This window comes from Paenisporosarcina indica (assembly GCF_001939075.1).
GTDB classification, from domain to species: domain Bacteria; phylum Bacillota; class Bacilli; order Bacillales_A; family Planococcaceae; genus Paenisporosarcina; species Paenisporosarcina indica.
Map to the genome: position 1 here is coordinate 55,626 of NZ_MPTA01000006.1, position 12,513 is coordinate 68,138.

9 protein-coding genes are annotated in these 12,513 nt (G+C 37.5%); 3 read left to right on the forward strand and 6 right to left on the reverse strand.

Annotated elements, in window-relative coordinates:
* Positions 1-22: 22 nt before the first annotated feature.
* Complete coding sequence (gene hutH, locus GY23_RS13695; protein ID WP_075619790.1) at positions 23-1,549, reverse strand: histidine ammonia-lyase; 1,527 nt, start codon at positions 1,547-1,549, stop codon at positions 23-25.
* A gap of 152 nt (positions 1,550-1,701) precedes the next feature.
* Between hutH and GY23_RS18775 the strand changes: the two genes are divergently transcribed.
* Complete coding sequence (locus tag GY23_RS18775; protein ID WP_084544146.1) at positions 1,702-2,688, forward strand: GNAT family N-acetyltransferase; 987 nt, start codon at positions 1,702-1,704, stop codon at positions 2,686-2,688.
* 26 nt (positions 2,689-2,714) lie between these two features.
* A complete protein-coding gene (locus GY23_RS13710; protein WP_075619791.1) occupies positions 2,715-3,263 on the forward strand; it encodes a GNAT family N-acetyltransferase in 549 nt (182 codons plus the stop codon).
* Positions 3,264-3,299: 36 nt separating this feature from the next.
* Here the strand turns inward: GY23_RS13710 and GY23_RS13715 are convergent, their stop codons facing one another.
* From GY23_RS13715 to GY23_RS13735, 5 genes are all read right to left on the reverse strand, one after another.
* The gene (locus tag GY23_RS13715) at positions 3,300-4,607 is read right to left on the reverse strand and encodes a DUF4179 domain-containing protein (protein WP_075619792.1); all 1,308 of its coding nucleotides are present in this window, start codon (positions 4,605-4,607) and stop codon (positions 3,300-3,302) included.
* Positions 4,600-5,118: a sigma-70 family RNA polymerase sigma factor gene (locus tag GY23_RS13720; protein ID WP_075619793.1), complete on the reverse strand. Its 519-nt coding sequence runs from the start codon at positions 5,116-5,118 to the stop codon at positions 4,600-4,602. The genes GY23_RS13715 and GY23_RS13720 overlap by 8 nt, the downstream gene beginning before the upstream one ends.
* Positions 5,119-5,369: 251 nt before the next feature.
* Positions 5,370-7,001 (reverse strand): GNAT family N-acetyltransferase, encoded by a 1,632-nt coding sequence (locus tag GY23_RS13725; RefSeq protein ID WP_075619794.1) that lies wholly within the window; start codon positions 6,999-7,001, stop codon positions 5,370-5,372.
* A gap of 43 nt (positions 7,002-7,044) precedes the next feature.
* Positions 7,045-8,343, reverse strand: a complete 1,299-nt coding sequence (locus tag GY23_RS13730; protein WP_075619795.1) for a tyrosine-protein kinase domain-containing protein — start codon at positions 8,341-8,343, stop codon at positions 7,045-7,047.
* Positions 8,344-8,629: 286 nt separating this feature from the next.
* A complete protein-coding gene (locus GY23_RS13735) occupies positions 8,630-8,896 on the reverse strand; it encodes a hypothetical protein (protein ID WP_075619796.1) in 267 nt (88 codons plus the stop codon).
* Positions 8,897-9,330: 434 nt separating this feature from the next.
* On the opposite strand from GY23_RS13735, the gene GY23_RS13740 reads away from it, so the two are divergent.
* A complete protein-coding gene (locus GY23_RS13740) occupies positions 9,331-12,366 on the forward strand; it encodes an efflux RND transporter permease subunit (RefSeq protein ID WP_075619797.1) in 3,036 nt (1,011 codons plus the stop codon).
* Positions 12,367-12,513: the final 147 nt, after the last annotated feature.

The following is a 12,513-nucleotide window of genomic DNA, read 5'->3' on the forward strand; positions in this document are numbered from 1 at the left end:
CAATGTAGGGGACTGCCTTCTTTTAATTTACTGACATTGTTAATTTTTTTGAATAGGTAGCAAAGTATGTTTCGTTCTTTAAGTAAGCACTAATACGCTCAATGTCTATGCTGAAAATTCGATCTTCAACCATTGATGGTGTGAATGCCCTGAATTCTTCCCATTTATCTTGAAGTGATGGCGACATGTTTTCTTTTCCTCGGTATTCAGTTCCTTGAAGTGCACAAAAAGCTTCAATGGCTAAAACACGGCGTGCATTTTGAATGATGTTTCCTGCATGACGTGCACCGATTGTTCCCATACTCACATGATCCTCTTGATTCGCCGACGATGGAATAGAATCCACTGATGCAGGATGTGCCAACGTCTTGTTTTCTGATACTAAACTTGCCGCTGCATATTGCAATATCATAGCCCCTGATTGAAGTCCAGGTTGTGGACTTAAAAATGGTGGCAGTCCTTCGTTCAATTGAGGATTCACCAACCTTTCAATTCGACGCTCTGAAACATTCGCTAGCTCAGCTACAGCTATCTTTAAGAAATCCATCGCAAACGCAATCGGCTGACCATGAAAGTTACCACCTGATATGATGACTTCCCCATCATCAAAAATTAGCGGATTATCCGTTGCCGCATTCATTTCAATTTCTAATTTTTCTTTTACATAGCCAAGTACTTGCCAACTAGCCCCATGAATTTGTGGAATACATCGAAGCGAATAAGCATCTTGAACTCGTTTCTCCCCTTGTGAAGTTACAAGCTGGCTACCTTCTAACCACGCAAGCATACGTTTTGCTACGTCTACCTGCTCCACGTATCCACGTGCTTGATGAACTGCCGGGTGAAAAGCATCCGTAATACCGTGAAGTGATTCCATCGTCATCGCAGCAATCCATTCGCTTTGATAAGCAAGAGTCTCAGCTTCCAACCAATTGAGAACTCCCTGAGCTGTCATCGCTTGCGTTCCGTTGATAAGGGCTAGCCCTTCCTTCGCTTCCAATACAAGTGGCTGCATACCTCGTGATTCCCAAAGTTCGCCTGCTGGTTGGTGGTCTCCTTCATTCCAAACCAACCCTTCACCGACTAAAACCAATGCCAAATGTGATAGAGGAGCTAAATCGCCTGATGCTCCTAGTGATCCTTGTGAAGGTATGACTGGATGAATCGAATGATTAACCATATAAGCCAAACGTTCCAATACTTCTACCCGAATTCCTGAGAAACCTTTTAATAAAGCATTTAATCGCAAAACGACCATTGCACGAGACACTCGTTCTTCAAATGGTTCGCCAATCCCACATGCATGGGAACGAATTAAATGAAGCTGTAGTGCATGGACATCTTTTTCGTTAATACTGACGTCGCTAAATTTACCAAATCCCGTATTAATGCCATAAACAGTACGTCCTTCTCTTACAATTCTCTCGACTGCTTCTCGACTTTTTTGTACTCGAGATAATGCTTGGTTATCTAACTCAACTTCTTCATTTTGATATAAAATAGCCCGCATTTGTTCAACGTTTAAGCTTTCACCTGTTAATAAAACCATTCCGAACACCCCTTTGTATTGAGTATAAATTGGAGTGGATAGAAGAACAATTAAAATATGTAAAATTATAACAAGTTACAGTGATAGTCTGCTATCTTAATAAAGTGTTAATATAGGGAATATTCACATCTATAATCTTGAGGAGGAGTTTCATGGAGTGGCAATCGATGTTTCATTATCATAAGTGGGCAACGCAAAAGTTATTAAATCATGTAGGTTCAAAAGATCGTTCACTTTTTCATCAAGAAGCAAAGAATTCCTTTAAGACAATCAGCGAAACATATGGACATGTCATCACAGTTGACGATTTATGGTTTAAGAGACTGAAAGGAATCGAAAAACCTGACTTGGTTGATTTCGATGTACGTTCTGTACTGTCCACAAAAGAGGCATTTGCCAGGTTACATACAGATATGGAAGCCTATTTAGAGACACTTACAAAAGCAGCGTGGAAAGAAACTTTACACTTTACCAATATGAAGGGACACCCATTTTCAAATACACGTGAAGAGATGTTCTTCACTTTCATCAACCATTCATCCTATCACCGTGGTCAAGTGACATCTTTCTTACGCCAATTTGATTTAGATGGAATACCCGTTGATTATATCTATTTTAGTAGAGATACTAAAATAGATACTCCCCACCTATCAGAAGTGACAATCCGACCTTTTGAAGCGGGAGATCTCGGCTATGTAGGGCATCTCCACGGAACACTCTATGACAAAACATATGGCTTTGGACCAATGTTTGAGTACTACGTAATGAAGGGTTTGACAGAGTTTATGATTGACAACGATGGCGGCGAACTATGGGTGGCTGAAGTAAATGGTAAAGTGGTTGGTTCGATTGCGATTACTAAATCAACTGATACAGAAGCTCAGCTCAGATGGTTTGTTTTGGACGAAGAATTCCATGGAAGAGGCATCGGGAAGAAACTAATGGAAACTGCCCTCAATTTTTGTGCAGAACAAAATTACCAACATGTTTTCTTATGGACTGTTAACATACTCGAGGTTGCTCGCCACCTGTATAGTAAATACAACTTTACTTTAACTGAAGAAAAACCAAATGATGAATGGACGGGCACTACATTATTGGAAGAAAGATGGGACTTGGATCTTGCAGTAGATAAGTAGAAATAAAGTATAATGGAGGTTAAAGCATGACATTTCCTATTTTTGATACAGAAAGACTTCAACTAATACAATTAAATCAATCCCATTCTCTCCAACTCTTCAATCAGTTTTCACGTGAAGACGTCACCCGTTATTATGGGATGGATCCATTGAAAACAGTGGAACAGGCTGAAAAAGTGATTGACAATATGAACAATGGTTTTACTGAAAAGCGTTCCATGCGATGGGGAATTCAATTAAAAGAAACGGGTGAATTAGCTGGAACAATTGGCTTAAATAACCTGCAGTTGTGGAGCAAAAAATGTGAAGTCGGCTATGATTTACACCCTGATTATTGGGGAAATGGCTATGTAACAGAAGCACTTCATACCGTTTTGCAATACTGTTTTGATGACTTGGAATTTTCTCGTGTTGGTGCGCTAACCTTCCCTGATAATGTACCTTCTTGGAAACTGTTGATAAAAGCGGGTTTTAAAAAAGAAGGATTGCTGCGAAATTATTTATATCAAGGTGGTAGGAACCATGATGCTTTCATGTTTTCGATCACAAGGGATGATTGGACAACGATTCAATAAAAGCAATGGCCTATCCCACTTGGATAGGCCATTGCTTTATTCAGTTAAGTCGATTTCCACTCTTCCTTCGATCCATCTTGGATAAAAACTAAATGGGAGTGTTAACGGATTCTCATATGATTCTGTAGGGAGTTTCATTATAAGTTCTTTACCGCCATTATGACTCCATTCCTGTATATACGATTCTTTTCCATTATGATCCACAAATCGGCTAAATAGTTCAAAATGAAAATCTTCTGGTACATTAGATCCCAATCCCACTCTTCCATTTAATACATTTTGGAAAGAAAAATAGTTTTCATGTGGCTGATTTAAGATGATTTTCTTGTCTGTATCAATCGTAATAAATGCCTCATCTTTTGGCATTGCTTGTAGTTTACTAAACGTAAGTGTTAGTCTCTTTGGTTGATCAAAATAATTACTTTGCAAGTAGATAATTTCTTCATCATCGCTTAAAATACTTGAATTAAACCCATATGTTGCCGAGCTCCACTCTTCTCCTTTTTCATTCTGTAGAGCCAAATCTTCAAAGTTAAAGATTCTCATTGAATTTTTTGGATCTTTTTCTATATGGATTGCCACGCGAAGTGGTGTGATATTAACATCACTTACTGTGATTTTTTGACCTTCAATTGTTACGGTTTCATTTACTATAATTGTTTTTACAGAATCATTCTTTCTAGTTATTTCAAATGGAATTTCAAATTCAAAAGCTTCTTCATCATTTTCGAATGGCATCATCAGCTCAAATTTTTCTTCTTGAATCGGCTCTTCAAACGAAATTTCAAGGCGAGACGAGTAGTTGGAATGTTGATAATCATTTGGTTTCGCATTTAATGACATCGATGCCCCTGGCAGTTTCTTTTTATTCTCCCCGTATATCCTCGGTGCTTGAGGTCTCACTTCGCCTTTTGTCCCATCATGTTCTATCGAATAAAAGATGAGCATTTGTTGATGGTCCGAAACTACGCCGTCGATTGTCAATGTAATGCCATTTTGTGTTTGGCTCTTCGCGATTTCTTGATAATAGTCATTTTCGATGGCAGCATTGAATCCTTTATCGTCATGAATGAGTGAAACCAACTTTTCCATTCCCGGAAATGAAGCGACTGCATTAGCAATGGCCGGAGATACGCGAATCGATGTAACCAATGTAATCAGTACGAGTGCAGAAATGGCCAATATCCAAAATCCACGTTTCCGTTTCGTTCTTCTCATCTGTTTTTCACGTTTTGCTCTCTCCAAACCTTGCAAGATGGCTCCTTCCAGCTCACCCTGAGGAATGTCCACATGTTCTAAATGCTTTCGTAATTCATTTAATTTCTCTTCCTCATTTTCAAACATGATCCACTTCTCCTTTCTCATTGAAATACTGTCTCAAGGTCTTCATGATTTTGTGCAGTCTAGATTTGACGGTACCTTCAGGAATATTCTCTAAAATCGCTATGTCTTTAATCTTTACGTCCTGGAAGTACTTTAAGTGAATTAATTGCTGTTCCGCATCTGAGAGTGTGGAAAGTGCTTCTGTTATTTCAAGTTGAGAACGATCATTCGTTACAAGCGAATCACTTAGTCTTTCATCAATCACTATTCGCTTGTTTTTCTTGATTTGATCTTGGCAATAGTTCATCATAATTCGTGTTAACCAAGTTTTAATATAATTCGGCTCTTTTAAAGTATGAATCTTTTTGTATGCACGATATGTGATTTCCTGAACAGCCTCGATGGCATCGTGTTCATTTTTCAAAAAAGCGAGTGCGGTTCGATATAAAGTATCTTTATGTTCCTTCATAATTGTAATAAAGGCCTCATCGTCACCGTCAATCGCCTTTTTAATGATTTCTAAATCCCCCAAAATACCACCTCTTTTAATCTCTGTTATACATTAGACATGTAACTCCCCAAAAAGTTCAACTCAATAAAAAAAACCTACTACATTATCGTAGTAGGCAGGTCAGTCATTCACAAGTTTTAGATTATGGACTCTTCTTTACCTTCGTTGATATTTTCTCTTTAAATTACGGATTCTTAAAATGATATTACCTAAACGATTTTTTGGGATATATACTGAAACTGCTTTCAATAGTTGACCTCCAACATTCATACTTAACTGCTTCTACTGGTAATGCTTGTAATTGCTTTGTTGAACATGCTTATTTTCGATATGCAATTCACTTTGGTAAAACCTAAATAGGATAAATGCTTGGTGAGTGATTCATCTCGTTTCGTTGTTGAAATATAAATATCTCTTACCTGATGTTCGTGACGTAAAAAAGAACATATTTCAGGTAGTTGGTGAACTTGCCATTCATTCACAAAAAAACTTTGTTTCGGTAGTGTTTGAAGATAATCAACCTCGTCCAAACGAATGGCTCTAGCATTCACCCAAAAAATAGATGCATCGGCAGCTCGATAAGGCAGAAATCCACTATAAAACTTTTTATTTACATGATGAAATTCTTTTTCTTCTTTCATAATTTCTTCATGTGTCATCAATTGAAAATCTCCTATCGCTGAATTGCCTTTACATTGGTGATATACATCTAGTGACTTATTCGAAAAGAGAAAACCGCGTAGGTTAGTTAAGCTCTTTAGCCAATTCATATCCTTTACATGCCGCAACAAATGAGATGTTCTCCCTAGAATCTGACGCTTGAACAGCACCATGTTATGATTCTTATTCAAAACGGTTCGAACATATCCTCTACTCTTAATCAGTTGAACCAGAAGTTTAGCAGGCCATTCATTCGAAGAAAAAAGAATATTATTTACTGTATCTAGCCCTGTGTTCCAATCCAATTTATATGGATCATCGCCAACACTCAGATCAAAAATCTTAATGCCGTGTTTTCTACTGTGTTCAATTAACTTATTCATTAATATACGACCTGGACTATACAAATTGTAATCATCGTCGTGACCGATGATAAAAGACACATATCTGCCGCGGCACATAAAACCATATGTAAATGCAATCATTTGATCGTTTAAAAATAGTGCATCTACTTTTACTTCTATTGGTCGATCCTTGACCGATAGCAATGCATGGTAAAAATCTTTGTGTGCCTGATTCTTAAATTTACTAGTATCAAGTTTCTGTTTCCAATGCTTATCATGCAACGAGAAAACAGTTTCCATATCACTGGGGTCGACAGATGCCGTTGTTAGATCACCGATCAACTGAATTCTTTTTTCTCTTCTATTTAATCCATGCAGCTTTTTTCTTGGCTTCATATAATCATTCAAATCAATTGATTCAATATGAATATACGGTGTGACGCTTGAAAAAATAGTGGTTGGATAATCTCTGCTTTTTAAATAACCCATTATATTTGTGGTTGTTTTACTGCTAGATAACAAGCCATGGAGATTAAAGACAACATTTGGAATGGATGTAATGAGATAATTCAGGATAAAAGGTATGGCTGCTTTCTTATCTTTGTCGTAAACAATTACATCCATATAGTCAGCTTCATCTCTTGCCACGAATTCTACAAGAGTTGAATTCCATTTGTTTGTAAACTGAAACGGAAAGAAACCAATCCATTTGTCATTGTCTTCTACAACAAGTATCTCAATATTTTTATCTTTGCCCAGATGCAACCACCAGTGCACAATCCACTCAAACTCTATAAATGGATTTGTATTTTGATTACTCTCCAATATTTGATCCCAGTTTTCTTTGTACTTTCGCAATTCTTCTATAGTTCGAATTTTATCAAGTTTAATATAGGTCACCTTCCATCTTTTTAAGATTTTCTTACTAGAAAGCTAGCCACTTCTACTTCTTCGAACGTGGTGAATCTTTTGATTTGTTTATGATAACGCCCAGCAAAGGAGCTTGGACTATTTTTAACTTTTCAATCGCATGGATTGTTTTTTCAACTCTTGAAGTTTCAGCATTTACTACATATATGCACCCATCTACCAAATTCGTTACTTTCAACGTTTCAGCAAAAGTTAAAGGATGGGTATCCACTATGATTACATCAAATAATTGCCGCAATTCTTCCAGCAACTGTACAAAGTTCTCCGTGGATAGCAGTTCTGAAGGATTTGTTTGGACGGGTCCAGCACTAATAAAGAATAAGTTTGGTACCTTTGTCGGTTGGATGATGTCATTTACACTGCATAAGTCCAAGACGTAAGATGTGACACCTATTTGATTGGAGTATTCAAAAAGTCGATGCTCAGTTGCTCGGCATAAGTCGACGTCCACATACACGGTCTTTTTGTGATCCATGGCAAATGCCACACTTAAATTGGTGCTGACAAATAACTTACCATCACCCGATTCGGCACTACTTACCAATAACGTTTTTGCCTGTTTCTTTAACAGGTCATCCGTTAAGTTCTTTTGAATTGATTGAAATGCTTCTAAAAATACATGATTGGCAGGAAGTTCATTAATCAGTAATCCATCACTAAAGGGCAGAACACCAAGAACCGGCAACTTTAATATCTTTTCGGCTTTTTCTGGTGAATCTAATATTGTTAAAAACGATTGTTGAATCAGGACAATGACATAGCTTAGCAAGCAGCCCACAAGAGCAGAAAATGCAAAAAACAAAACAGTTAGAGGGGTTATTGGTTTTTCATCTTCAACAGTAGCGTCACTGATGATTAACACATTATCTACCTTTTTTGATGTCTTGGATTCGTCTTGAAAAACAATTGCCAATGTATTAGCCAATTTTATCGCATGATCTGGTGATTTATCCTTTGCAATAATGGTGATTGTTTGAGGACTTAACTTAGACTCTACTTTTACTTTCCTTTTTAACTCTTCCTTTTTATACGTTGTATTCAAAGCAACATTGACTTTGCTTAATACGCCATCATTATTTGTTAAATGTTTATAGGTCTCTGTCAGAAGTAAGTCTTTTTCTCCCTCGACATTCATCACCGATTCCTCTTTGGCCAATTTGACAATCACATCAGCTTTGGCTTCGTAACTTAGTGGAATCGCAAAACTTGTGAACCCTCCAATAAATGTCATAAAGAAGGTAACCAAAATGATCAATTTTTTCTTTCTTTTAAACAAATGAAATGCATTTTGTAGTTTCAAAGTTTGTTTCATTTAAACCATTAAACCTCCTTTGTAAATTGCCACATCGAGGAAATAAAGTTACCTATTCTATTGAAAATAAACCACACACCTTTTGACCAAATGGCTGATCCGTCCAGATGCATACTAATGATTTTCATTTAACGTTTTTCAGAATATGAACTGTACCAGTTCTTAGTGATTATATTCATTCACCCCACTCGTACAGAACTAAAATTACATACAACACAAAAACACGTCGCTCGAAGTTTCTCGAAAGACGTGTTTTTGTGTATATTTTTCAACCCATTAATGGATGTTACTTATTTAGATCTGTTTCCTTTTTTTCTTGTGTATCTGGCATATCAAATTCATCATCACCGATTATTTCATTTTCTTTCTGACCTGGCTTCACTTCACTGTCTTCACTCACACCTTCATTTTCGTTATCTTTCGGACCAGGTACTTGAGTTTCATCCTGAGTTTCCTCCGCAGGTGGGTTATTAGCACGATTTGCTTCCTCATCTCCACAACCGACGAGAAGAAGTGCTGATAATGCTACTACTAGTGACGTTTTTTTACTCATCTAAATACCCTCCATTGATTCTTTTTTGTATTTTGTCCGACTAATATAGAACTATGTAAAAATTTTATATTAGACAAATAAAAACCATAAAACGAAATGTTTTCACATTTGGTTTTATGTAGACGGAGGGAATCTAACACACGTTCAGAAACTCCAACACTTAAGCTTCTGTGCGTATATGTTGCCAATTTCCGATTTCCATTATCTTCTAAGTCTTAAGTCTTAGAAAAAAATAATTCTAAGGATCAATGTGGAATTGACTCCTATTTTTTACAATGAAGATACAACTGAAGCTATGGGAGGAAAGGAGCACATCGTTTGTATTAAATTATTGTAAAATTTTTATAGTTTAACAATAGTCTGATTTATCGTTTTGTATTCATGATAGGATTTTATTTGGGAATAAATCAGTAATTTTTAGGAGGAGAATATCTGTGTCGAGATTTACCAAGTGGGCTTTTGATAACAGGGCTGCTGTCGCTGTATTGACTATTTTAATTTTAGCTATGGGTGTTGTCAGCTATTTTAGACTGCCGATGGAATTTTTACCCTCAGCGGATAATCCGCAAGTAACCATTATTTCCATGGGCCATGGAACTGACTCCAAGACAATGGAATCAGAAGTAACCATTCCGATTGAAAGAGCCGTTACAGGAATGAACGGAAAAACATCTGTTTATTCTACCACTGGAGATGGCTTTTCCAAAGTAGACCTGTTCTTCGAGGCAGGATATGATATGAAGCAAGCCAAACAGGATGTACAAGATGCATTAAGCAGTGTGGCTTTGCCTCAGTTTATTTCCAAGCCAACAATCTCACAGCTTAATACTTCTATGATTCCAATTGCTAACCTTGCCGTCACCTTTGACGACGGGTTGACTACAGAAAATATGGATTTTGCTCGTGAAGAGCTTCAATCACTCTATCAAGAAATCAAAGGCGTCTCCAGTGTAGATGTATATGGGATTACAGATTCCGTCATTTCCGTCCATATAGATGATGAAAAATTGGCTGAAAATCAAATTTCTCTTCAAGCGATTTTGGGTATTCTAAATGGTCAAAACACTGCTGTAGCTGTCGGAGAAAAGATGATTGACGGAAAAACAAGCAATATTAAAGTAATCGGAGATTTAACAAGCCTTGAAAAACTAAAAGGTTTAATTGTAGCGCCAAGTGTAACGTTAGGCGAAATTGCAACAATTGAAGAAACAAGAGAAGAAAATTTCATTAGCCGATTCAATGGTAAGGATAGTTTAGAAATTAGCATCACAAAGGACAGTCAATCCAATGCCGTGACGATTAGCAAAGAAATTGAAAAAGTAACAAAGGAAATCAATGAAAAGTATGATCACCAGGAATCAGTTATTTTTATATCCACTGCTGATATGGTTCAAAATTCCGTTCATACTATGATAAAAGAAGTTCTTCTTGGTGCACTATTTGCAACAATTATAATCATGATCTTCCTACGAAATATTCGTTCTACTTTTATTACCATTGTATCAATCCCTTTATCCCTTTGCTTCACACTATTCCTACTATCATGGTCTGGCGTGACATTGAATATATTAACACTTGGCGGTGTTGCTGTTGCAGTTGGGCGACTAGTTGATGACAGTATTGTTGTAATCGAAAATATTTTCCGTAAAATGCAAACAGAGAAGTTCTCAGTCCAAATGATAATTGACGCAACTAAGCAAGTTGGTGTTGCGATTACTGCTTCTACATTAACGACTGTAGCCGTTTTCTTACCAATGAGTTTATTGAATGGAGGACTTCAAGAATTCCTTTTACCATTCGCTTTAACCGTAACCTATTCCTTGCTCGCTTCTTTGATTGTTGCGTTGACTGTTGTTCCGTTAATGAGTGCGGGGTTATTGAAGAATGCGAAAATTCCCGAACATAAACCAGCTGTTCGTTTCCCAAAAATAGTTACATGGTCCCTAAACCATAAATGGATCGTCTTCTCGATTTCCATCTTCCTTTTCATCGGATCCATCGGCACATACTTTGCCATTCCAAAAGGTGCAGTTGACAGCTCCTCTGCTGACTATGTCTCGGCCACGCTGAGTTACCCGAATGATACGCCAATGGAAGAAGTAAAGGAAAAGACAATTGAACTTGAAACATCAATCCGAGATATGGATGAAGTGAAATATGTGTTTTCACAGGTAGGTTCTCCAGCTGAGAGCGCTCAATACGGCTATGTGGGATCACCGACAGAAGCATCTTTCAGTATTTTATTAGATGACAAAAATGATACAGACCTTATAGTGAAAGAAATGGAAAAGAAAAAGAATCAATATCCTGATGCCCTTTTAGAAGTTACGACAGCCTCCTTTATGATGGGGGGAGCAGGTGCGAATATCACCATTGATGTAGTCGGTGAAAATTTGGCAGAGCTTGAAGAAGTGGCAAACAATATTAAAGAAAAAGTTCAGACCATTGAGGGTGTGGAGGAAGTATCCACCAATCAAGACGAAAAGAAAACTGTACACTCCCTCGTTGTAGATCCAACAAAAGGAAATACTGAACAAATCGCACAGCAGTTGGGTGTGATGTTAAATAAGACACCAATTGGAACGATTAGTTTAAATGACAAGCAAAAAACCGTATTCCTGGAACCTCTCCTGGACACGGAATCACCTGAAGACATAGGGAATATACCAGTCATGACCGATAGCGGCCTTGTACCAGTATCGTCCATGGCTACCTTACAAAGTGAAGAGCTATCAACAAACCAGTTTCATAAAAATGGAGAAGCTTACCTTCGGGTCACAGCATCCGTCGATCCTGCAAAGCTATCTGAAATCTCGAGCTCAATAAATCTAGAGATTTTCGGCGATAAAAATGACAATGAAGGCATGAAACTTCCAGATAATGTTGAGGTTCTAGTCGGTGGATCAAGTAGCCAACAAGCGGATGATTTTACAGATTTATTTCTCATTATGCTTGTTTCAATTGGGATTGTATTTTTAATTATGGTCATCACATTTAAGTCGATCAGAGCACCAATTGCCATTCTTTGCTCTCTGCCACTTGCTGCGATTGGCGCCATTTTAGGAATCGTCATCAGCCGAATCTCAGTTGATATCACAGCACTTCTAGGAGCATTAATGCTCATTGGGATCGTCGTAACAAATGCAATTGTACTTTTAGACCGAGTAAAACAAAATGAACAAAAAATGATTATTCGTGATGCGCTTGTAGAAGCAACAGCAACAAGAATGAGACCAATCTTCATGACTGCGATTGCAACCATTTGTGCGATGCTTCCATTACTAATGAAAAAAGCTGAAACAGGTAGTTTAGTATCACAAAGTCTCGCAGTTGTTGTTATTGGTGGGTTAGCCATGGCAACCCTGCTTACTCTGATTGTGATTCCATGTATCTATGAATTGCTTTATTTTAGAAAGTCTAAGAAACAGCGAATGAATCAGGCAGCAGTTCAGGAAACTTCCGAACAGTAAGAGGAGAGTATGTGTTTATTTTGGTACCCAACATGTTCGTTATCGTTTCGGAGTAATCTAAATAAGAATCTTGCTACGTCATTACGAATAGATAATTAAAGCAGGGGCTGTCCCAAAAGTCATAGAAAATGACTTTTAGGGCAGCTC

Coding starts and splice junctions, on each gene's coding strand:
- GY23_RS13730 (WP_075619795.1), bottom strand. CDS start 8,343: ATGAAACAAACTTTGAAACTACAAAATGCATTTCATTTGTTTAAAAGA.
- GY23_RS13715 (WP_075619792.1), bottom strand. CDS start 4,607: ATGTTTGAAAATGAGGAAGAGAAATTAAATGAATTACGAAAGCATTTA.
- GY23_RS13710 (WP_075619791.1), top strand. CDS start 2,715: ATGACATTTCCTATTTTTGATACAGAAAGACTTCAACTAATACAATTA.
- hutH (WP_075619790.1), bottom strand. CDS start 1,549: ATGGTTTTATTAACAGGTGAAAGCTTAAACGTTGAACAAATGCGGGCT.
- GY23_RS13735 (WP_075619796.1), bottom strand. CDS start 8,896: ATGAGTAAAAAAACGTCACTAGTAGTAGCATTATCAGCACTTCTTCTC.
- GY23_RS18775 (WP_084544146.1), top strand. CDS start 1,702: ATGGAGTGGCAATCGATGTTTCATTATCATAAGTGGGCAACGCAAAAG.